This window comes from Paracoccus caeni (genome assembly GCF_016629665.1).
GTDB classification, from domain to species: Bacteria; Pseudomonadota; Alphaproteobacteria; order Rhodobacterales; family Rhodobacteraceae; genus Paracoccus; species Paracoccus caeni.
In genome coordinates, this window is the sequence record NZ_JAEPRQ010000003.1 from 416,904 (window position 1) to 439,018 (window position 22,115).

At 63.0% G+C, this 22,115-nt stretch carries 19 protein-coding genes; 10 read left to right on the top strand and 9 right to left on the bottom strand.

The window, feature by feature from the left end:
- Positions 1-42: 42 nt before the first annotated feature.
- Together JJJ17_RS11545 and recO are read left to right on the top strand one after the other, a co-directional pair.
- On the top strand, positions 43-480 hold the full coding sequence (locus JJJ17_RS11545; RefSeq protein WP_200686501.1) for a VOC family protein: 438 nt from the start codon (positions 43-45) through the stop codon (positions 478-480).
- Complete coding sequence (gene recO, locus JJJ17_RS11550; RefSeq protein WP_200686503.1) at positions 481-1,227, top strand: DNA repair protein RecO; 747 nt, start codon at positions 481-483, stop codon at positions 1,225-1,227.
- On the opposite strand, the gene JJJ17_RS11555 is transcribed toward recO, so the two are convergent.
- Both JJJ17_RS11555 and JJJ17_RS11560 read right to left on the bottom strand, forming a co-directional pair.
- Positions 1,218-1,673 carry an META domain-containing protein gene (locus JJJ17_RS11555; RefSeq protein ID WP_200686505.1) on the bottom strand — a complete coding sequence of 152 codons (456 nt, stop codon included), beginning with the start codon at positions 1,671-1,673 and terminating at the stop codon, positions 1,218-1,220. The two genes, recO and JJJ17_RS11555, sit on opposite strands and share 10 nt — an antisense overlap.
- A 79-nt stretch (positions 1,674-1,752) precedes the next feature.
- Positions 1,753-3,360 (bottom strand): acyl-CoA dehydrogenase family protein, encoded by a 1,608-nt coding sequence (locus tag JJJ17_RS11560; protein ID WP_200686507.1) that lies wholly within the window; start codon positions 3,358-3,360, stop codon positions 1,753-1,755.
- Positions 3,361-3,525: 165 nt separating this feature from the next.
- On the opposite strand from JJJ17_RS11560, the gene JJJ17_RS11565 reads away from it, so the two are divergent.
- From JJJ17_RS11565 to rnr, 4 genes are read left to right on the top strand one after another with little or no spacing between them, the layout of a single operon-like run.
- Positions 3,526-4,293, top strand: a complete 768-nt coding sequence (locus tag JJJ17_RS11565) for a sulfite exporter TauE/SafE family protein (RefSeq protein WP_200686509.1) — start codon at positions 3,526-3,528, stop codon at positions 4,291-4,293.
- The gene (gene dapE, locus JJJ17_RS11570) at positions 4,290-5,429 is read left to right on the top strand and encodes a succinyl-diaminopimelate desuccinylase (protein WP_407673359.1); all 1,140 of its coding nucleotides are present in this window, start codon (positions 4,290-4,292) and stop codon (positions 5,427-5,429) included. Before JJJ17_RS11565 ends, dapE begins: the two co-directional genes overlap by 4 nt.
- A complete protein-coding gene (locus JJJ17_RS11575) occupies positions 5,426-5,842 on the top strand; it encodes a GNAT family N-acetyltransferase (RefSeq protein WP_200686514.1) in 417 nt (138 codons plus the stop codon). Before dapE ends, JJJ17_RS11575 begins: the two co-directional genes overlap by 4 nt.
- Before the next feature lie 44 nt (positions 5,843-5,886).
- Positions 5,887-8,151 carry a ribonuclease R gene (rnr, locus tag JJJ17_RS11580; protein ID WP_200686516.1) on the top strand — a complete coding sequence of 755 codons (2,265 nt, stop codon included), beginning with the start codon at positions 5,887-5,889 and terminating at the stop codon, positions 8,149-8,151.
- Positions 8,152-8,218: 67 nt separating this feature from the next.
- Here the strand turns inward: rnr and JJJ17_RS11585 are convergent, their stop codons facing one another.
- Together JJJ17_RS11585 and JJJ17_RS11590 are read right to left on the bottom strand one after the other, a co-directional pair.
- Positions 8,219-9,484: an HlyD family type I secretion periplasmic adaptor subunit gene (locus tag JJJ17_RS11585; protein WP_234464063.1), complete on the bottom strand. Its 1,266-nt coding sequence runs from the start codon at positions 9,482-9,484 to the stop codon at positions 8,219-8,221.
- A gap of 314 nt (positions 9,485-9,798) precedes the next feature.
- The gene (locus JJJ17_RS11590; RefSeq protein ID WP_200686518.1) at positions 9,799-11,550 is read right to left on the bottom strand and encodes a type I secretion system permease/ATPase; all 1,752 of its coding nucleotides are present in this window, start codon (positions 11,548-11,550) and stop codon (positions 9,799-9,801) included.
- A gap of 159 nt (positions 11,551-11,709) precedes the next feature.
- Between JJJ17_RS11590 and JJJ17_RS11595 the strand changes: the two genes are divergently transcribed.
- Positions 11,710-12,531 (top strand): MlaA family lipoprotein, encoded by an 822-nt coding sequence (locus JJJ17_RS11595; RefSeq protein ID WP_234464040.1) that lies wholly within the window; start codon positions 11,710-11,712, stop codon positions 12,529-12,531.
- Positions 12,521-13,123: an MlaC/ttg2D family ABC transporter substrate-binding protein gene (locus JJJ17_RS11600; RefSeq protein WP_200686520.1), complete on the top strand. Its 603-nt coding sequence runs from the start codon at positions 12,521-12,523 to the stop codon at positions 13,121-13,123. Before JJJ17_RS11595 ends, JJJ17_RS11600 begins: the two co-directional genes overlap by 11 nt.
- 35 nt (positions 13,124-13,158) lie before the next feature.
- On the opposite strand, the gene JJJ17_RS11605 is transcribed toward JJJ17_RS11600, so the two are convergent.
- The 5 genes from JJJ17_RS11605 to JJJ17_RS11625 all read right to left on the bottom strand — a co-directional run bounded on the left by JJJ17_RS11605 (position 13,159) and on the right by JJJ17_RS11625 (position 21,266).
- A complete protein-coding gene (locus JJJ17_RS11605) occupies positions 13,159-14,037 on the bottom strand; it encodes a LysR family transcriptional regulator (protein ID WP_200686522.1) in 879 nt (292 codons plus the stop codon).
- Positions 14,038-14,210: 173 nt separating this feature from the next.
- Positions 14,211-14,462, bottom strand: coding sequence for a hypothetical protein (locus JJJ17_RS11610; protein WP_200686524.1), 252 nt, complete (start codon positions 14,460-14,462; stop codon positions 14,211-14,213).
- A 205-nt stretch (positions 14,463-14,667) separates the two neighbouring features.
- Positions 14,668-15,546 carry a transglutaminase family protein gene (locus JJJ17_RS11615; RefSeq protein ID WP_200686526.1) on the bottom strand — a complete coding sequence of 293 codons (879 nt, stop codon included), beginning with the start codon at positions 15,544-15,546 and terminating at the stop codon, positions 14,668-14,670.
- Positions 15,546-17,933, bottom strand: coding sequence for a circularly permuted type 2 ATP-grasp protein (locus tag JJJ17_RS11620; RefSeq protein WP_200686528.1), 2,388 nt, complete (start codon positions 17,931-17,933; stop codon positions 15,546-15,548). The genes JJJ17_RS11615 and JJJ17_RS11620 overlap by 1 nt, the downstream gene beginning before the upstream one ends.
- Before the next feature lie 6 nt (positions 17,934-17,939).
- The gene (locus tag JJJ17_RS11625) at positions 17,940-21,266 is read right to left on the bottom strand and encodes a transglutaminase family protein (protein ID WP_200686530.1); all 3,327 of its coding nucleotides are present in this window, start codon (positions 21,264-21,266) and stop codon (positions 17,940-17,942) included.
- A 288-nt stretch (positions 21,267-21,554) separates the two neighbouring features.
- On the opposite strand from JJJ17_RS11625, the gene JJJ17_RS11630 reads away from it, so the two are divergent.
- On the top strand, positions 21,555-21,926 hold the full coding sequence (locus tag JJJ17_RS11630) for a hypothetical protein (RefSeq protein ID WP_200686532.1): 372 nt from the start codon (positions 21,555-21,557) through the stop codon (positions 21,924-21,926).
- Positions 21,923-22,111: a helix-turn-helix transcriptional regulator gene (locus JJJ17_RS11635; protein WP_200686534.1), complete on the top strand. Its 189-nt coding sequence runs from the start codon at positions 21,923-21,925 to the stop codon at positions 22,109-22,111. The genes JJJ17_RS11630 and JJJ17_RS11635 overlap by 4 nt, the downstream gene beginning before the upstream one ends.
- Positions 22,112-22,115: the final 4 nt, after the last annotated feature.

The following is a 22,115-nucleotide window of genomic DNA, read 5'->3' on the forward strand; positions in this document are numbered from 1 at the left end:
TGCGGCGTGCCACAGTGCTGGTCTGACCGTGAGGAGCCTTCCATGCCGCTTCCGAAGCAACGTGTAACTTTGATCACCCTTGGCGTGGCCGATCTGGACCGCGCCCGCACCTTCTATGCCGCCTGGGGCTGGCAGCCGCATCCCGGCACTTCGGACGGAGTTTCCTTCTACCAGATGAACGGGGCGGTGCTGGCGCTGTTCGGGCTTCACGATCTGGCCGAGGATCAGGGTCGTCCCGGTGCCACGCTTGCGACGGGCGCGATGACGCTGGCGCAGAACTGTGCCGATGACGCTGAAACGGATGCCGTTTTCGATGCGGCGCTGGCGGCGGGGGCGACGCAGCTGAAGCGGCCCGAAAAGGTGTTCTGGGGCGGCTATTCCGGCTATTTCGCCGATCCCGACGGCCATGTCTGGGAAATCGCCACCAACCCGTTCTGGCCGCTTGGCGAAGACGGCTCGCTGACGCTGCCGGCCGGATAAGTGATGGAGTGGCAGGGGCAGGGCACGGTGATCGCGCGTCGTCCGCATGGCGAGAACGCGGTGATCATCGACGTTCTGACCCTGCAGCATGGCCGCCACTCTGGCATCGTGCCCGGCGGAGCCTCGCAAAAGCGGGCGGCGATGTTGCAGCCCGGCTCGGTTCTGGATCTGCGCTGGCGGGCGCGGCGGGATGATCAGCTTGGCACATTCACCGCGGAAGCTGTGCGGCTGCGGGCAGGCATCATGGGTGATGCGCTTGGCCTTGCCGGGCTGAACGCGATCTGCGCCTTGCTGATCTTCGTCCTACCCGAGCGTGACCCGCATCCGCAACTGGTTCAGGCGACCGAGGCGCTGTTGGACGCGATCGAAGCGGGCAGGGATTGGTCCGGCGATTATCTGCAATGGGAATTGCGGCTGCTGGACGAGATGGGCTTTGGGCTGGACCTGACATCATGTGCGGTCACCGGCGCGACTGAGGGGCTGGCCTATGTCAGTCCACGCTCGGGCCGGGCGGTCAGTCGTGAGGGCGCGGGAGAGTGGGCGGATAGGCTGCTGCCCTTGCCCGCGATCCTTGGCGGGGCGGGCGACAATCGTGGACGGGGGCTGGCCGAAGGGCTGGCGATCACCGGGCATTTTCTGGAAAGCCGGATTGCCGCCGAACTGGTCGGTCGTCCGCTGCCTGCGGCGCGCGACCGTCTGGTCAGGCGGCTGATGCGCGATCAGCCGCCTGAAGCCTATCACTGCTGACCGCGAGCGGCCTCCAGCGCGTTCACGCCGCTGGTGTCGGTGGTGCCGCGTTCAAAGATAAGCCAGGTCGAGGGCGCCTTCACCTTCAGCACGCCGCCGTAATATTCAACCTCGGTCGCGGTTTGCATGACGTGGAAGAAACGCTGCTCGAACGTGGCCTTGTCGCAGGCGACATAGGTGGTGGTCAGCGGCGCCAGCGCCAGCGCGGGCAGTTCGGCACTGTTCGGCGTGGTATAGCCGTTGCACGGACCCTGACCCGACAGCCGTTTTTCCTGCACGTTAAGCGTCACGTTGCGCAGCGGAACGGCAGCGCCATCCATGCCGACCAGAACGTAATTGCCGAACGGAACCCCGCCCAGCGAAGTCTTGGGCGTGGAATCCTGGCAGGCGGCAAGAGTGAGTGTGGCCGCTGCCAGAGTGGCGGCCAAAAGCGGGCGACGGAACATCGGGGAGGGTCTCCTTGGAAAGCGAATGACGTAATCGCGGTTATTCCGCAAATTCCGCCACTTAATAGCCGCTTCCTTGTCACCCCAAAAGACGGCGCGCAATCACCTGTGCTTGAATTTCGGCGGCACCTTCAAAAATATTCAGGATGCGTGCGTCACAAAGCACACGGCTGATCTGATATTCCAGTGCAAACCCATTTCCGCCGTGAATTTGCAGCGCATTATCGGCGCTGGACCATGCGACCCGCGCCGCCAGAAGTTTCGCCATGCCTGCCTGCAAATCACAGCGGTGTCCCTGATCCTTTTCACGCGCGCTGAAATAGGTCAGTTGCCGGGCGATCATGATTTCCACGACCATCATCGCCAGTTTGTCCGCGACACGCGGGAAATGGATCAGCGATTTGCCGAATTGCTTGCGGTCCAACGCATAGCGCAGCCCCAGTTCCAGCGCATTCTGCGCCACCCCGATGGCCCGCGCCGCCGTCTGTATCCGCGCCGATTCAAAGGTCTGCATCAATTGTTTGAAGCCCTGACCCGGCTCGCCGCCCAGAAGGTTTTCGCCCTTCACCTCGAACCCGTCGAAGCCAAGTTCGTATTCCTTCATCCCGCGATAGCCCAGAACCTCGATCTCGCCGCCGGTCATGCCGGGGGTGGGGAAGGGGTCATCAACGGTGCCCGGTGTCTTTTCGGCAATGAACATCGACAACCCGCGATAATCCGAGGTCTCGGGATCGGTCCGGGCCAGCAGCGTCATGATATGCGTGCGGGCAGCGTGGGTGATCCATGTTTTGTTGCCGGTGACTTTCCAGTTCTCGCCATCACGCACAGCCCGCGTCCGTAGGCTGCCGAGATCGCTGCCGGTATTCGGCTCGGTAAAGACGGCGGTGGGAAGGATCTCGCCGCTGGCCAGTTTCGGTAGCCAATGGGCCTTCTGATCCTCGGTGCCGCCACCGATGATCAACTCTGCCGCGATCTCGCTGCGGGTGCCTAGGCTGCCGACGCCGATATAGCCGCGCGACAGTTCCTCGCTGACCACGACCATCGCGGCTTTTGGCATGCCAAGCCCGCCGTATTCCTCGGGGATGGTCAGGCCGAACACGCCTAGCCCAGACAGTTCCTCGATGATCTCCATCGGGATCAACTGGTCCTTCAGGTGCCAGTCATGGGCATGGGGCACCACCTTGTCATCGGCCCAGCGGCGGAACTGATGACGGATCATCTCCAGATCTTCGTCCAGCCCGGTCGCGCCAAAGGTGGCGCTGCCGCTATCCGCCGCGATCAGCTCGACCAGCCTTGCCCGCGCCTCGGGCGTGTTGCCGGTCATCAATTCGCGCGCCGCGTCCGAGGGGTGCCACGCGAGGCCAAGATCGGACAGGCGCGCAAATTCCGTCTGACTCATCGGGATGCCGCCCGCGATCTGCACCAGATATTCGGCAATGGCGATCCGCGCGATCAACTGCTCGATCTCGCCGGGCTGATCCTTGGCCCAGGTCGCAATCTGGTGCAAAGATTCCACATAGGTCGCAAGCCAGGACAGCGTATGGGCGGCGTGCTGATGGAGTTCCAGCGCCTCGGCATCGATACGGCCCGATGGCGAAACCAGATCGCGCAAAGCGGTGGTGGCACTGCTTTGCAGATCGTCAAGCTCGGTCAGGACAGAGGCGATTCCGGGTTGCAGATCTTTCATCGGTTCATTCCTTGCGGCGTTGCAGCATAGGTAAAACCTTTGCAGTCGCAGCGCAACTATAATGCTTTACAGCGGTGATGTTTGTTCAAAAATGTCCCAACCGTTTCTTGATCGGTGAAACAACCGGGATTTTCTTTTCCTGTTCCGTTGGATAGCGTGCGCGCCATGTTCGGACTGGATCCCTGGCAGTTCTGGTTAGCTTTCGCCGTCACCGGCTTCGCGGGCTTCGTGAAGGGTGCGATCGGCTTCGCCATGCCGATCATCATGATGTCGGTTTTTGGTTCGATCATGCCGACCACCACGGCGCTTGCGGCGATGATCCTGCCGACGTTGTTCACCAATATTCAGCAGGCTTTCCGCGATGGCCGGGCCGAGGCTTTCGGCGCGATCAGCAAATACCGGCTGCATATCGCGATGGTCGCGATCTTCATCTGCGTCTCGGCGGGTTTTGCCAAGGTGATCCCGCAATGGCTGATGTATGGGCTGCTGGGCATCCCGATCACGCTGTTCGCGCTGTGGCAAATCTCGGGCAGGCCGTTGGTCCTGAACCTGCATCACCGCCGCCGGGCCGAGGCGATCTCTGGCATCATCGGCGGGCTTTACGGAGGAATTTCGGGCATCTGGGGACCGCCGCTAATCGTCTTTCTGCTGTCCTCCGGCACGGACAAGCGCGAACAGATCCGGGTGCAGGGCGTTGTCTTTCTGATCGGCGCAGCGGTGCTGACCGTCGCACATCTGTTCTCGGGGTTGCTCAACGCCCAGACCGTGCCACTGTCGCTGGTCCTCTGCATTCCCGCCTATCTGGGCATGCTGGCGGGGTTTGCCTTGCAGGATCGTCTGGATGTGGTTCAATTCCGTCGCTGGACCCTGATCCTGCTGATCCTGACCGGCCTTAACCTGACCCGCCGCGCATTCGAATATTGGAACGCCTGATGACCGACCCCGCCGACCTGACCGCCCGCCTGATCCGCTGCCCCTCTGTCACCCCGGTTGAGGGAGGTGCGCTGATCCTGCTGGCCGAGATGCTGGAAGCGGCGGGGTTCGAGGTTCATCGGGTTGACCGCAACGGCACCCCTAATCTTTTCGCCCGTTGGGGGGCCAAAGGCGCGCGGACATTCGGCTTCAACGGCCATACCGATGTGGTGCCGCCGGGTGATTTGGGCTCATGGACGCATCCGCCGTTCTCCGGCCATGTCGAGGACGGCATCATCTGGGGCCGTGGCGCGACCGATATGAAATCCGGTGTCGCCGCCTTTGTCGCCGCCGCCATCGATTTCGTCACCGCAACGCCACCCGATGGCGCGGTGATCCTGACCATCACCGGGGACGAGGAAGGTCTGGGTCGCGATGGCACCCTTGCATTGCTGGACTGGATGGCCGCTGAGGGCGAGCGGATGGATGTCTGCATCGTGGGCGAGCCGACCAATCCCGACATCATGGGCGAGATGATGAAGATCGGTCGCCGCGGCTCGGCCACTTACCGCATCGCGGCGAAAGGGGTGCAGGGGCATGCGGCCTATCCGCATCGCGCCAAAAACCCGCTGCACGCGCTGACCCGCTATCTGAACGATCTGATCGCAGCGCCGTTGGATCAGGGAACCGACCATTTCGATCCTTCCGGCTTGCAGATCACCTCGATCGATTGCGGCAACCCGGCCTCGAACGTGATCCCCGAACGGGCGACCGCCGTGGTCAATATCCGCTTCAACGATCTGCATACCGGCACCTCACTTAGCGAAGAACTGAACCGCCGCGCCGCCGCCCTGAGCGCGGAAACCGGGGTCGAACTGACCGTCCAGACCGATATTTCCGGCGAGGCGTTCCTGACCCAACCCGGTCCCTTCGTTGATCTGGTCCGCGATGTGGTCACGCAGGAAACCAACCGTCAGCCGGAACTGTCCACCTCGGGCGGCACCTCGGATGCGCGCTTCGTCAAGGATCACTGCCCGGTGGTGGAATTCGGTCTGGTCGGCCACTTCATGCATCAGGTGGACGAACGCGTCCCGGTGGCTCAAATTCATCAGCTGAAGACCATCTACCAGCGCATACTGGAGAAATATTTCGCATGAGGATCGAACTGACCAACGACATCGCTCTGTGCCACGCCATCCGCCGTGCCGTGTTCATCGAGGAACAGGGCATTGCCGACGCGGATGAATGGGACGATCTGGACGGTCAGGCGATCCATCTGCTGGCATGGCAGGACGGCGAGGCGGTCGGCACCGCGCGCATCCTGCTGGACGGTGCGACCGGCAAGATCGGCCGCGTCTGCGTGCTGCCCGAGGGGCGCGGCACCGGCCTCGGCGCGCAACTGATCCGGGCGGCGGTGGATGTGCTGCGCTCTCGCCCCGGTATCGTGCGCGCGAAACTTGGCGCGCAGGTGCAGGCGATCGGTTTCTACGAAAAGCTGGGCTTTGTGACGGTCGGCGACCTTTATGACGACGCCGGCATCCCCCATCGTGACATGGTGCGCGAGCTTTGATTTCTGCTGCTGCACCCGTTTCCGAAGCCTGCTAGATTGGCCCCATGACCCAGTTACCGAACAAGCAACAGATATTGGATTGGGTCGCCGAACATCCCGACGCCAATTCCAAACGCGACATCGCCAAGGCCTTTGGCATCAAGGGGGCCGAGCGGATCGAGCTGAAGCGCCTTTTGAAAGAGCTTCAGTCCGAAGGCCATCTGGAACGCCGCCGCCGCCACTATCTGGACGCCGAAAAGCTGCCGCCGGTCACGGTGGTCGAATTGCTGGCGCCGGACGGCTCGGGCGATCTTTTCGTGCGGCCGATGGAATGGCGCGGCGACGGCCCGGTGCCGGTGATCCTTTATGCGCCGCGCGAGGCTGATCCGGCGCTTGGCCGGGGCGAGCGTTTCCTTGCCCGTCTGGCCGAGGTGCAGGGCGAGGATCATCAATATCAAGCCCGCTATATCCGCCGCATCACCGTGGCGCCGAACCGCATCACCGGCATTTTCCGCAAAGAGGCCGAAGGCGGGCGGATCATGCCCATCGACAAGGGGCAGGACCGCGAATGGCGGGTGCGCCATGACGCCACCCTTGGGGCCGAAAATGGCGAATTGGTGCAGGCCGAACAGGTCGGGCCAAAGAACCGCCTTGGCCTGCCTTCTGCCCGGATCATCGAACGTCTGGGCGATCCCTCTGCACCGCGCGCGGTCAGCCTGATCGCGATCCACCAGCACGGCATTCCCGACGAGTTTCCGCTGAAGGTCATCGAAGAGGCCGAGGCGCAAAAGCCCGCCAGCCTTAAGGGACGCGACGATCTGCGCGATCTGCCGCTGGTCACCATCGACCCCTCGGACGCGCGCGACCATGACGATGCGGTCGCGGCGTTCATCGAAGAAGATGGCGGCGCGACTATCTGGGTCGCCATCGCCGATGTCGCCTATTACGTCCGCCCCGGCAGCGCGCTGGACCGCGAGGCATGGACGCGCGGCAACTCCACCTATTTCCCCGACCGCGTGGTGCCGATGCTGCCCGAGGCATTGTCGGCGGATCTCTGTTCGCTGCATGAAGAGGTTGACCGTCCGGTGATCGCCGTTCGCATTCGTCTGGACGCGCAGGGCAACAAGGTCAGCCATAATTTCCATCGCGGCATGATGAACAGCCGCGCCTCACTGTCCTATGAACAGGCGCAGGCAGCGGCGGATGGCAATGCCGACGATCAGGCCGCACCGCTGATGGACAGCGTGATCAAGCCGCTATGGCACGCCTATGATTTGCTGAAATCGGCCCGGGACCGGCGGCAACCGCTGGATCTGGACCTGCCCGAACGGCGGATCGAACTGACCCCGGATGGCCGGGTGAAATCAGTGAATTTCCGCGACCGTTTCGACGCCCACAAGCTGATCGAGGAATTCATGGTGCTGGCCAATGTCGCCGCCGCCGAGGAATTGCTGCGTCGTCAACGCCCCCTGCTGTTCCGCGTCCATGAGGAACCCAGCCTCGACAAGATCGATGCTCTGCGAGAGGTCGCACAGGCGTCGGGCTTTGTGCTGGCGAAGGGGCAGGTGCTGCAAACCGGGCAGTTGAACCGGCTTCTGTCGCAGGCCCAGGGCACGGATTTCGACGAACTCATCAATATCTCGACGCTGCGGTCGATGACGCAGGCCTATTATCACCCTGAAAATTATGGCCATTTCGGGCTGGCACTGAAAAGCTACGCGCATTTCACCTCGCCCATCCGACGCTATTCCGACCTGATCGTCCACCGTGCGCTGATCGCGGCCCACGGCTGGAAAGGCGGGCGGGGGAGCAAGCCGGACGGGCTGCAGCCGCAGGATGTTGAACGCCTGCCCGAAACCGCGATCCACATCTCGGAAACCGAGCGGCGCTCGATGGCGGCGGAACGCGACACGACCGACCGTTATCTTGCCGCCTATCTGGCCGACCGGGTGGGCAGCGAAATGACCGGGCGGATCAACGGCGTGCAACGCTTTGGCGCCTTCATCCGGTTGGATGAGACCGGCGCCGATGGCCTGCTGCCGATCCGCGAAATCGGGCAGGAATATTTCCACTACGACGCGGATCAACAGAAACTGATCGGCAGCGATACCGGGCTGGAAATCGGCATTGGCCAGCGGGTCACAGTCCGGCTGTCCGAGGCGATCCCGATGACCGGCGGCCTGACGCTGGAACTGCTGGAACTTGAAGGCAAAACCCTGCCGCGCGGCCCGCAAAAGGGCAAGGGCGGTCGCGGCCCTCGTCGTATGTCCACCAAATCGCGCCTGGCCGAGGTCAAACGCGCCGCCAAACGCAAAAGAAAACGCGGCTGACCACAGCCGCGCCTTTTCTTCTTCATCCCAATATCCCGGGGGTCCGGGGGCAGCGCCCCCGGCTTTATCAGTTGTCGCGGAACGCCCGGCTGAAATAGTCGGTCAACGGCTTCATCAGATATGCCAGCGGACTGCGTTCTCCGGTCTGCACATAAACCTCGACCGGCATGCCCGGGATCAGGGCAAGATCGCCAAGTTTCGCCAGTTGCTCCGGCGGAATGGTGACTTCCGCGCGGTAGTAAGAGGTCCGCGTGGCCTCATCGACCAGCGCATCCGCCGAAATTCGCACAAGAGCGCCGTCGATCTCTGGCGTCGTCCGCGATGAGAAGGCTGAGAAACGCAGCACCACCGGCTGACCAATCTGCACCTCGTCCACATGGATCACCGGCAGACGCGCACCGATGACCAGCGGCCGGTCCTGCGGGATGATGTAAAGCAGGGGGTCCGCAGGCCGAATGACCGAACGCGGCGTGGTGACCTGCATGTTATAGACGATGCCTGCGACAGGGGCGGTGATGTCCAGACGGTTGATCTGTTCGCTTAAGCCCCGCCGACGCTCGGCCAGTTCAAGTTCGCGATAGCCAAGGTCGCGCAGCTCTGTCTCGGCCTGCTCGCGCCGTTCCGAGCCAAGCCGCAGCCGCTGAATGTCCAACTCTGTCTGACGCGATTCCGAGGCAGCACGGTTTGCCTGCAATTCGCCAAGCTGACCGTCCATCCGTGCAGCCTCGCGTTGCAGCGCCAGAACGCGGGATGCCTGCGCCAGCCCGCGATCCAGCAGGCTTTGCTGGTCGGTCAGTTCCTCGCCGATCAATTCGCGCTGCGTCGCCAAGGCCGCAATCTGGGCGTCGATCCCCTCGACCTGCTGCTGGACCTGATCGGATTGCTTCTCAAGCTGCTCGACCGATTGCCGCAACGTATCGCGGCGCGTCTCGAACAGGCTGCTTTGACCCTGAACCAGTTCGGCGACGGTAGGATTGGCCTTCGCGGTCCGTTCAAGCTCTTCGGGGAAGTTCAGAACATGCGAATCGCTGCGCTCGGCCTCAAGACGGCCCCGACGTGCAAGGATTTCGAAATACTGCCCCTCGACGATGGCGAGTTCCGTCCGCAGCATCGTGCCGTCCAACTGGATCAGCAACTGCCCCGCTTCGACCTTGTCGCCGTCCTTGACTGCGATCTCCTGCACGACGCCGCCATCGGGATGCTGCACCACCTGGCGCTGCTGCTCGACCTCGACCTGACCCGAGGCGACGACCGCACCGGCGATCCGGCTTTGGGTGGCCCAGAGGCCGAAGCCGCTGAACAGGACTAGCATCGCCACCAGACCGGCCAACATCGGACCGCGCACGGACCAGCGATTCGGGTCGGGCGGCGCGATCGGCTTGGGCGGCGGCGGCGGCGAGGGCGGATCGACAGGATCGGATGGCGTCACCCGACCGCTGCTGGTCGCAGGCGCGGTCGGCCCCTGCGGACGCGGCTGCTCGGTCGCTGCGGGATCATTGCGCGGAGAAGTGATCGGCGGGCCGATACGGCTGGAGAGAATACCCGATTGCGCGCGACCTGCGGTGGGGCGCTGCTGATCGGGTCCATCCTGACCTGCCGTGTTGCCGGTCGCGTCGGGTTTTTCGCCCGGTTTGTTCTTGTCATCGCTCATGACACACCTCCCGTGCGCCCGGCTTCCTGCGCCTTCATGATCTGGGCCGAGTTCTGCACCATCTCTTGCAGCACCTTGTCGCGCGGCCCGAAGGCGCGCCGCATGCCCTGTTCCATGACCAGCAGCAATTCGCATTCGTTGATGGCGGCGGGGCGGTGCGCCATGATGACGACCACACCGTTCTGCGCCTTGATCCGGCGGATCGCCATGTTCAGCGCCTCGGACCCCTGATTGTCGAGGTTCGAGTTCGGCTCGTCCAGAACCAGCAACACCGGATCGGGATACAGCGCCCGTGCCAGCCCGATCCGCTGAATCTGCCCGCCCGACAGCCGGTCGGTGCTTTGGGTGATGCGGGTGTCGTAACCGTTCGGCAGATCAAGGATCATCTGATGTGCCGCCGCGGCCTTGGCCGCACGCACGACCCGTTCGGGGTCTGGTTCGGGGGCAAGTCGGGCGATGTTTTCGGCGATGGTGCCGTCGAACAGCGTCACCTTTTGCGGCAGATAGCCGATCAGCGCGCCCAGAACGTCTGGATCGTATTGATCCAGCGTCGCCCCGCCAAGCCGCAGCGAACCGCCAACCACGGGCCACGCACCGATCAGCGCGCGGGCCAGCGTCGATTTGCCTGCACCGGACGGCCCGATCACGCCAAGCGCCTGACCCGGTCCAACGGCAAAGCTGACGCCGCGAAGGATGGCGACGTTCTGGCCCGGAGGCGCAACACTTAGCTGACGCCCTTCGATCTGCGCGTCGGGGCGGGGCAGCGGGGTCATGCTGGGCTGCGCCGGGTGACGCGACAGCAACCGCGCCAGCCGGTCCCATGCATCCTGCGCGCCCTGCACCATCGGCCAGCCGCCGACCAATTGCTCGATCGGCTGCAGCGCCCGGCCCATCATGATCGAGCTGGCGATCATCGCGCCCGGGGTAACTTCCTGTTTCAGCACCAGCCATGCGCCGGTGGCCAGCAATGCGCTTTGCAGGAACAGGCGGAAGCTTTTCGAGAAGACGGTGAAGCCGGACGAGACATCGGCACCCTTGACCGCATGGGTCTGCGCCTCGCTTCTGGCCTTGCGCCAGCGGGTATAGGTGGCGCTACGCATGCCAAGCGCGCCGATCACCTCGCCCTCGTCACGATAAAGGTCGGCCATCCGCTGCGCCTGCGCGGCGGAGGCGTTGGATTGCTGCAACGGGCTTTTGGTCATGCTGCGGTTGATGATGGTCGAGATGACCAGAATCGCACCGCCAATCGTCGCGACCACGCCCAGAAGCGGGTGGAAGATATAAACGAAGGCCAGAAAGACCGGGGCCCATGGCAGATCGAAGATCGCCAGAAAGACCGGCGATCCCAGCAGCCGCTGAACCGAATCCAGATCGCGCATGCCACTGGCCGCGGCGGCGGATTCATCGCCGCTGACCGCGCCTTCGCGCAGCGCAGCCTCGAAAACGCGACCCTCCATCCGGTCCTGAAAGCGCGTGGCGACCCGCTGCATCACCCGGCTGCGGATCAGATCGACGATGCCCATCAGCAGGAACAGGAACATGACCAGAAGGAACAAGGCCGTCAGCGTTTCAACCGAACGCGACCCCAGAACCCGGTCATAGACCTGCAGCATGAAGATCGGGCCGGTCAGCATCAACAGGTTGACCACGGCCGAAAAAATTCCGACCGCGATGAACAGCGGCGTCCCGACGGAGCGTGCCTTCTTCAATTCCTTGCTGCCGCTGAGTGCGACCGGCGCTCTACTCATTATACATTGTCCCCGTCTTGGCGGGCATCTTGCCCCCGGCCTTCACAACTGGATGCACCCTTGCCGTGCGGCAATACCGCCTTTATGCCCCTTAGCGCCATTGCTTTCATGATCCGAACGGTCCTGTTTCGCTCTATATCGAAAAGGTTAGAGAGTCCTTTGCGAAGTCTTTATCAAATCGGCCTGCCGCTGGCCTTTGCCTTTGCGACCTTGACGGCGGGTTGTGCGTCGAAACCTGTGATGCAGGATGGCGTCCTCGTCAACGATCCGTATGAGGCACAAAACCGCAGCGTTCACAACTTCAACAAGTCGGTTGACCGGAACGTGATCGCGCCGGTCGGCAATCTGTTGCGCTCGGGCGGTGGTGGAGAGCAGCGGTCGGACCGGATCGGCGCGCGGGATGCGGTGATCAATGTCGGCTCTAACCTGTCGCTGCCGGGCAAGGTCGTGAACAGCGTTTTGCAGGGTCGGCCAGAGCCTGCGATCAAGAACTTGTTCCGATTTGCCGTGAACAGCACCATTGGCATCGCAGGCATATTCGATCCCGCAGGCGAAGGCTTCGGCCTGCCCGAGCAGGATACGGATTTCGGCGAAACACTGGCTGTCTGGGGTATTCCCGAAGGCACCTATGTTGAACTGCCGCTGATCGGTCCATCAACTCAGCGCGATGCCGCCGGGCGTGTGGTCGATATCTTCATAGATCCGCTCAATCATGTGCTGAACCGGGATGAGCGAATGATCGCCCTGGGCTTGCGAATCGGGTCAAAAGCCGGTGAACGCGCGCGATTCGGTGATACGGTGGATAGCATTCTGCAGGACAGCGCGGATAGTTACGCGCAGACGCGGTTGATCTATCTGATGCACCGCCGCCATGAACTGGGAGAAACGCGTGCCGAAATCGATCCTTATGCCGACGCAGATGCAGATGCGGGCAGCGATGTCGGGGCAGATGAGGGCGTCATCGATCCCTATGAGGAATGATCGCCGGGGTTTTCTGACCCTGCTGGGCGGCGCTGCCGCATTGACGCTGTTGCCTGCTGGTCGCGCGGCGGCGCTGGACTCCGATCAGGCGCATGCGCTGATCGATACCGCCTTGGGCGAGGTCTATCAGGTCATCAATGCCGGCCAACCGCCCGAGCAGATGTATGAGCAATTCGAGGATATCTTCGTCCGTTACGCCGATGTCGATGTGATCGCGCGCTCGGCCCTTGGCCCGGCGGCGCGGCAGACCGATGCGTCGGTGCTGGCGGCCTATACACAGGCGTTTCAGGGCTATATCGGCCGCAAATACGGCAAGCGTTTCCGCGAATTCATCGGCTCGCGGATCGAGGTGACTGGTGCGCGACCGTTGAAAAGTTTCTTTGCGGTGACTTCGGTCGCCTATCTGAATGGCCGCGCCCCCATGGAGGTCGAATGGCATGTCTCGAACAGGTCGGGACAGGACCGTTTCTTCAACATCATCATCGAAGGCGTGAACATGCTGGCCAGCGAAAGGGCCGAAGTGACCGCGCTGCTGGCCCGCAATCAGGGCGACGTGACCGCGCTGGCGGCGGAGTTGCAGCAGGCGGGCTGATAATGGGTGGCGGAAGATAAAGCGTCCGACCGAGATTACCCCAGCTTCAGCGTCGCCGCGAAGTCGAGGAAGCTGCGCATCGCTGTCGTCAGCAGCTTGCCGGGCGGATAGACGATGCTGATCGGCAGGTTCGGGATTGTGTAGTCCTGCATCAATGGGATCAGCGTGCCCTTGGCGATCTCGTCGGTGGCGACGAATTCCGGCAGGATGGTGATGCCCCTGCCGCTGACCGCCATCGAGTGCAGCAATTCGGTGTTGTTTGACGAAAATACCGGCTCGATCCGTTGCAGCAATGTTTGCCCGTCGCGGATCAACGGCCAGCTTGTGCCGCGCAGATTGGTATAGTGCAGACAGCCGTGATGCAGCAGGTCGTTCGGTTCGACCGGGGTGCCGTGGAGTTCAAGGTATTCGGGGGAAGCAACCAGCATGATCCGCGCCGAATCCAGTTTGCGCGCTCTGAGCGAGGAATCCTTCAGGAAACCTATGCGAATGACCGCATCAAACCCCTCGCTGACCAGATCGCTGGTGCCGTCATCCAGTGTCAGGTTCAGCTTGATGCCGGGATAAAGCTCCATGAACTTCACCAGATGTGGCTGTAGCACTTTGAGCGTGTAGGCGACGGGCGATCCGATCCGCAAAACTCCGGCAGGTTTGTCCGAAGCGGCCCGCACATTATCTGTCGCGGCGTCCAGTTGCGCCAGGATGAGACGCAGATTTTCGCCGAATTCCGCGCCGACGGCGGTGGCGTGAACCTCTCGCGTGGTGCGGACCAGCAGGCGGGTGCCAAGCTCTTCCTCCAGATCCGAGATATGCTTGCTGGAAAGGCTTCGCGATATGCCCAGCCGCCGGGCGGCGGCGGCAAAACTGCCTTCGTCCAGAATTGCAATAAAGGTCCGTAGTTCAATGATATCCATGATGCCGAAGGTCGTCCTGCCGGGGTGAAATCACCTGTCGCAGGTCAGCATATGGGGCGCCAGTGGCGAAAAACCAAAAACCGCCCGAATGGGGCGGTTTGACGGAGGTGTGATCCACACCCCGAAAGGTTCGGCAGGGCCTTGATCAGATCAAGGCGCAGCCGAAAAACAAATCAGCGTTCGTAGGTGCTGGGCACAGCGCTGGACGAGAAATCGCTGACTTTCACTTTCGCATCGGCTTTCAGACCGGCACGGTTCAGTTCACGCGGGCTCATCACGGTACCAGCATCGACGCTGACGGTTTTGGCGGCTTCGAAGCTGCGGACAGGCAGATCGGGGCTTTCGTTGGTGCCGCCGAAATTGGTGGCCGAAGCGGCGCCTGCAACGAGGCTCAGGGCGGTCAGGGCAATAGCAAAGCGTTTCATGGTCTTCTCTCTTTCGTTTTCGTCGTGAATGTCATTTTTCTTTCACGAGACTGATCTAAGAGCGGGCCAGATCGGGCAGTAGACGCTATTTTGTGGTTTCATTGTTCGATATTGTTGAACAATCCGGCGGATGTGCGCGCACCGAACGGTTTGGTTTACACCATAGCGCGAGCCGCGCGTGATCGGGCCTTGAAATGTCGTGGATTCAATCCACTGCGATGATGTCGACGCTGTGCCGCCCGGACTGGCTGCCATCCACCCGCATTGATCCGGTGATCGGCGCCGTATCCGCATAGTCGCGGCCATAGCCGATGGTCACATGATCGGCGGAAACGAAACAGGCATTGGTCGGATCATATTCGCACCATCCCGCCTCGGTCCCGGTCCAGGCGCGGACCCAGGCATGCATGGCATCGGCACCTTCCAGACGCGGCTTGCCCGGCGGCGGCACGGTGCGCAGAAAGCCCGACACGTAGCCCGCCGGAATACCAAGGCTGCGCAGGGCAGAAATCATGATCTGCGAAAAGTCCTGACAGACGCCCCGCCGCCCGGCAAAGGCTTCTGCGGCGGGGGTGTCCACCTCGGTCGCCTCGGCGTCAAACAGCATGTCGCGGTGCAGGGCCTTGCCCAGAGCCTCAACCACCTGATTGGCCGTTGCCCCCTTTGGACAGTTTGCGAGAGCGTAAGAAGCAATCTGGTCGTCCACGGGAATCCGCAGCGAGGGCGGCAGGAAATGGTGCGGCGAATTGGGTCCAAGATCGGTGACCGCCTGAATTTCATCCGCCAGACGGCTGATCGGCGATGACAGATCCAAGAGCGAGGCCGAGGCATGCCGCAATACCCGCGCCTTCATGTCGAACCGCACTTCACGCAGACCTGCGGGCAGGACCAGTTGAATGACCTCTGTGCCGAAGAAGTCGGCGAAATTGCTGCGCTCCAGCGCCGGGGGCGTGACCATGACGGTGCATTGCTGCACCTCTTGCAGGCCGGGCAGATCGGCGGGGGTGATGCGCAGAAGCTGCCGACCGCCACCAACCGGGCGCTGAAACTTGTAATTAATGGAAAGGTTCAGCCGGTAGAGCATCAGTGAAAATAACTCTCGGTCAGCAAATCAGACAATCCCGCGATCCGTCCACGCAACTCCCACAGGGCGTCCGAATCCAGCGCCGCCGGATCGGCTGTCGCGATCTCGGCATGCAGGCGCAACACTTCGCGCGCAAGGGGCGACAGCGCGCCAAGCTCATTCGCGGCGGGCAGGGCATCGATCTGTTCGCGCAGCCGGTCGATCTGATGGCGCAACGCGCGCGGGTTCATCGGGTCCAGCGCCATCAGGTCGATCACCGTCTCGCGCGAGGTCGCCACACTGAAGCGCCGCCGATGGGTCATCACGCTGTCGCCGATCTCGATGGCGACTTCCAGCGCGCCTTCGGGGGCGTCTGGATCGGCCAGAACCGCCAACAGGGCCGAGATGTTCATCGCCCTTTCGTGCAGGCGACCGATCGACAGGAAACGCCAGCCGGTGAAGCGATACATATTCTCATGCACCAGCCCCGAAATCCCGGCCAGCTTGCGCAGCAGCGCACTCAGCGCGCTGGCCGCATCATCGCCGGGCGTCACCCGGTTCGCCATGTCATCGGCGCTGCGGCGGATATCCTGCAAGGCCGACCAGGCATCCGGGGAAAAGCGGTCGCGCACCGCCCCCGCCGTACCAATCGCCGCCGCAAGGTTTCTGAGCAGCGAAGGCGGGATACCTCTCTCCGGGTCGATGCCCAACGGCTCCAGCAGGGGCGCCATCCCCGCCAGCAGCGCCGCATTGCCCGGACCAGCCTCGGCCAACCGGACGTTATAGGCGCGCATCAGCCGGACGATGCTTTCGCTGCGCTCGATATAGCGACCCAGCCAGAACAGGTTATCGGCGGCGCGGGCGGGCAGGCCGCCGGGATTGCCGCGACTGGCCGCGCCATGCGTGCTGCGCAGCATGCTGACCTCGGCCACCGGGCCGTCGCCGACCACCCAGACATCGGCGGCGGTGCCGCCCTTCTGCATCGCCAGTGCCGACGGGTCGGGCGTGGCACCGATCCGGGCAAAGCCGCCCGGCATCACGGTCCATCCCTCGGATGTGCGGGCCAGAAACACCCGAAGCGTCATCGGGCGCGGCATCAGCAGGCCGTTTACCAGCGTCGGTGCAGTCGAAAGCGTCGCTGTTTCCTGCGCAACCAGATTGCTGCCGTGCTGCGCGATCATGTCGGCCAGTTCTTCGGGGGTCAGATCGCTGGACGGGATCTGCTGGTTCGCCGGATCAAAGGGCAGGCCGGTCGCAAAGGCCGGGCCAAGGCTCATCCTATGCGGGTTCGACAGCACCGCATCCCGCGCCGCCTGATCGCCGCACCACCATGTCGCGATATTCGGCAAAGCCAGCGGCGCCCGCACCAGTTCCGGGGCAAGCTGCGGCAGGAAGGCCATGAAGGCGCGCGATTCAAGGATGCCCGCGCCAAGGCTGTTGATCATGCTGGCCGAGCCCGCCCTGAGCGCCGCGACCATGCCCGGCGTCCCGATCCGCGAGGCCGGGTTCAATTCCAGCGGGTCGGCATAATCCGCATCCAGCCGCCGCCAGATCACATCAGCGGGCATCATCCCTTGCACGGTGCGGATCATCAGCCGGTCGTTGACGACAGCCAGATCGCCACCCTCGACCAGCGTGAAGCCCAGATAGCGGGCGATATAGGCATGCTCGAAATAGGTCTCGTTCAGCGTGCCGGGGGTCAGGATCGCGACCCGACCGTCGCTATCGGTCCGCAAATCCAGCAGCGCATCGCGAAAGTCGCGAAAGAAGCCCGCAAGCCGATGAATATTCGCGTCGGCGTAAAGATCGGCAAAGGCCCGCGCCGTCGCCACCCGGTTTTCCAGCGCATAGCCCGCGCCGGAAGGGGCCTGCGTCCGGTCGGCCAGCACCCACCAGTCGCCATCCGGTCCCCGGCCCAGTTCGAACGCCAGAAAATGCAGATAGTGGCCGGAACGCGGGCGCACCCCGACCATTGGGCGCAGCCAAGCGGGATTGCCCGCCACGATCCCGGCAGGCAGCCGGCCCGAGGCGACCAGCGTATTCGGCCCGTAAAGATCGCCCATCACCGCTTCCAGCAGGTCGGCGCGCTGCCTTAGCGCGGCGGCGATGCCGTTCCATTCGGTCTGTGACAGCAGCATCGGAACATGGCTTAGCGGCCAGGGCCGCTCGGTCGAAATGCCGCTGCCATATTGGCGATAGAACACGCCGCTGTCGCGCAGATAGCGGTCGGCGCGGGCAAGGTTGTCAGACAGATCCGCAGGCGTCAGCGATGCCAGATGCGCGGCCAGACGAGACCAGAGCGGACGGACGCTGCCGTTGGCATCGACCATCTCATCCGGCACGCCGGGCAAGGGACGGTAATCCTGCAATGGCCGCTCTGCCGTGCCTTCTGCCAATTCGCCTGCCATATTCCGTTACACTCCGGCAGCTCGCCTGAGATCCAGCGTCAGCGGGAATTCCCGGTGCCGCCGCTCTTCCACAATGATCCGGTTCTGGCCCGGCTGATGGCCGTTGGCGGTGAATCGCGCCAGCCTGCGCGCCTCGGCCTCGTTGCCGTTGACCGGGAAAGTGTCGTAATTGCGCCCGCCCGGATGCGCAACATGATAGACGCAACCGCCAAGCGCCCGGCCAGACCACGTATCGAAGATGTCGAAGGTCAGCGGCGCATCGACCGGCAGCACCGGATGCAGCGCGGATGACGGCTGCCATGCCTTGAAACGCACCCCCGCCACCGCCTCGCCCGCGCCGATAGCGGTCAGCGGCGTGGCGCGGCCATTGCACAGCACCTGATAGCGCGACGGATCGGCGGCGGAAAGTTTCACCTGCAACCGCTCGGTCGAGCTGTCTGTATAGCGTACGGTGCCGCCGATGGCCCCGGTTTCGCCCAGCACATGCCACGGCTCCAGCGCCTGCCGCAGTTCCAGATGCACCCCGTCAAACTCGGCCTCGCCGCAGAAGGGAAAGCGGAACTCGGCCTGCGCCTTGAACCATTCCTCCTGCATCGGGAAGCCGTGCTGGCGCAGATCGGCCAGCACGTCCAGAAAATCAGCCCAGACGAAATGCGGCAGCATGAAGCGGTCATGCAGCGCCGTGCCCCATCGGGTCAGCTCGCCAGTCGCCGGGGTTTTCCAGAACCGCGCGATCAAGGCGCGCAGCAGCAATTGCTGGGCAAGGCTCATCCGCGCGTCGGGCGGCATTTCGAAGCCGCGAAACTCGACCAGACCAAGACGGCCGGTCGGGCCATCCGGGGAATACATCTTGTCGATGCAGATTTCAGCGCGGTGGGTATTGCCGGTTACATCGGTCAGGATATTTCGCAGCAGCCGGTCGGTCAGCCACGGCAGCGGCGGCGTGCCGCGATCCGGCGAGGGGATCTGCGCCAGCGCGATTTCAAGCTCGTAAAGCGAATCGTGGCGGGCCTCGTCGATACGCGGCGCCTGAGAGGTCGGGCCGATGAACAGGCCCGAGAACAGGTAGGACAGCGACGGATGCCGGTTCCAGTGCAGGATCAGGCTGGCCAGCAGATCGGGCCGGCGCAGGAACGGGCTGTCATTGGTGGTCGCGCCGCCGACCACGACATGATTGCCGCCGCCGGTGCCGGTATGCTTGCCGTCGATCATGAACTTTTCCGCGCCAAGGCGGGACTGCCGGGCATCCTCATAGACGCCCTGGGTGATCTCGACACAGTCCTGCCAGTTGGCGGCGGGATGAATATTCACCTCGATCACGCCGGGATCAGGGGCGACACGGATCACGTTCAGCCGCGGGTCTTGAGGCGGGGCATAGCCTTCGACATGGACCTTGAGATCCAGCCGCAAGGCCGCCGCCTCGACCGCGCGCAGAAGGTCCAGATATTCCTCCAGCGTGGGGACAGGCGGCATGAAGACGCAAAGGCGGCCATTTTTCGGCTCGACCGACAGGGCGGTGCGGACGGTGCCCGACAGGTCGGAGGTGGGTGCCACCTGTTCGACCACGTTCTGAACCGGCCCCGAGGCGACGAAACTGGCCATCGGCTGTGACCTGCGGTCCGGCGATATCGCACCGGGTTGGTCCAGCGGAGCACGCTCGACCGTGGGGTCGGTGGGGTTGATATAGGGATAGACGGATGGCGGCAGATGAGGCAGCGCGCTGAGCGGCAGGCGATAGCCGACCGGGCTGTCGCCGGGCACCAGAAACACATGGCCGCGCCGCAATTGCCATAATTCGGAATGCCAAGTCCGGCCCGCCTTGGTCTGCCAGCTTTGCACCGGCAGCACAAAGCCGGTGGGCGTAGTCAGCCCGCGATCAAAGACGGCGGCGATACGGTGGCGCGCCTCGGGGTCTTCCAGTTTGGAATTCTCGGGCGTGACATTGGGCGGCAGGTTCGCTTCCTTGACCAGCCATTCGGCGGGGTCTTCATAGGCGGGCATGACATTGGCATCATCAACGCCCAGTTCATGCGCCATTTCCCGCAGCAATTCCTGGGCCTGCAGCGGGGTCACCTCGGCCTCGTCGCTTTCCTGTGCGATCAGATCGGGGTTCTGCCAGATCGGCTGCCCGTCCTTGCGCCAGTAAAGCGAAAAGGTCCAGCGCGGCAACGTCTCGCCCGGATACCACTTGCCCTGCCCGTAATGCAGAAAACCATTGGGGGCGAAGCGTTTGCGCAGCTTGCGGACCAGCACATCGGCGCGGTGACGCTTGGTCGGGCCAACGGCATCGGTGTTCCATTCAGGGCTTTCGAAATCGTCGATCGACACGAAAGTCGGCTCGCCGCCCATGGTCAGGCGGACATCGCCTTCGGCCAGCGCGGCATCGACCTGCTGGCCCAACCGGTTCAGATCGGCCCATGCGTCATCGCTGAACGGCTTGGTGATGCGCGGATGTTCGGCCACACGACGCACCTGCATGTCAAAGTCGAAATCGACCTGAGCAAAGCTCGCCACACCAGAAATCGGCGCGCAGGACCGATAATGCGGCGCGGCGGCCAGGGGGATGTGGCTTTCGCCGGTCAACAGGCCAGAGGTCGGGTCAAGACCGATCCAGCCCGCGCCGGGAAGATAGACCTCGGCCCAGGCATGCAGATCGGTGAAATCGACCTCGGTGCCGGAAGGGCCGTCCAGCGCCTTCAGATCGGGTTTCAACTGAATGAGGTAGCCCGACACGAACCGCGCCGCAAAGCCCAGATGCCGCAGCGCATTGACCAGCAACCATGTGGAATCGCGGCAAGAGCCGCTGGCCAGCGACAGGGTTTCCTCGGGCGTCTGCACGCCAGGCTCCATGCGGATCGTATAGGCGGTCTGGCCGGAAATCCGCGCATTCAGATTCACCACGAAATCGACGGTGCGGATTCTGTCGCGCGGGACCGTATCAAGGAACGCCTGCAACAACGGCCCGGCGGGATCTGCCTGACGATAGGGCACCAGTTCCTCGGCCAGTTCGGGGGTATAGCCGAAGGGCCAATGCTCGGCGCTTTCCTCGACGAAGAAATCGAACGGGTTATAGACGGTCATATCGGCGACCAGATCGACCTCGATCTTCAATTCGCGCACGGGTTCGGGAAAGACAAAGCGGGCCAGCCAGTTGCCGAAGGGATCCTGCTGGTGGTTCACGAAATGGCCTTCCGGCGCCACTTTCAGCGAATGCGAGATGACGCGGGTGCGGCTATGTGGCGCCGGGCGCAGGCGGATGATCTGCGGGCCCAGAATCACCGGGCGGTCATATTTGTAATGGGTGAGGTGATAGATACTGGCCTTGATCGACATGCTCGCGCTCCGCCCTGTTCCCTACCCGCATCGGGTGAGTTCTGCTGTTCCTGACCAGAGACAAGGACGCATTCAGCCCTCAGACCAGCCCATTCGTTACTTCACCCCCGGCAACATGCCGCAATGCCTAAATAACGATCAATCTTCCTGCGCGCCATATCTTGGTGCGGACCGCCACGCAGAACGGCACGGTGACAAAGCACTGCGGCTCAACTGATTTGTGTAAAGCATGCTTGACATATGGCCCGCAGTATATGTAAAGCAACCTTGACATCCAAGGAGCTTCCCATGACCCGAAAATCCCTGCCCTTCCTTTTTGCAATGCTGGCCTATGCCGTTGTTCTGGTGATCTCATTGCGCATCCTTGCGGGCGGTATCGCGGACCCCTCGCTGCGCCTGATCATCTCGCTTGCGCCGATGCTGCCTGCGATTGCTGTCTGCCTCAGCGTCCTTTCGGTGATTCGAGGGTTGGATGAAATGCAGCGCCGGTTGCAGCTTGAGGCTTTCGCCTTCGCCTTTGCGGGAACGGCGCTCGTAACCTTTGGCTATGGCTTTCTGGAGAATGTCGGCCTGCCACGGCTGTCGATGTTCGTAGTATGGCCGTTGATGGCAGCTTTGTGGGGCTGTGGTGTCGCCCTTGGTGGTCTGCGCTACAGATGAACAACCGTATTCAGGAACTGCGCCAGCAGCGCGGATGGTCGCAGGCGCATCTGGCCGAAACGCTGGAGGTTTCGCGCCAAACAGTGAACGCGCTGGAGCGGGGGCGCTATGATCCCAGCCTGCCCTTGGCTTTCAGGATCGCGCGGCTGTTTGATCTGACGATCGAGGATATTTTCCAGCCCTGATCGT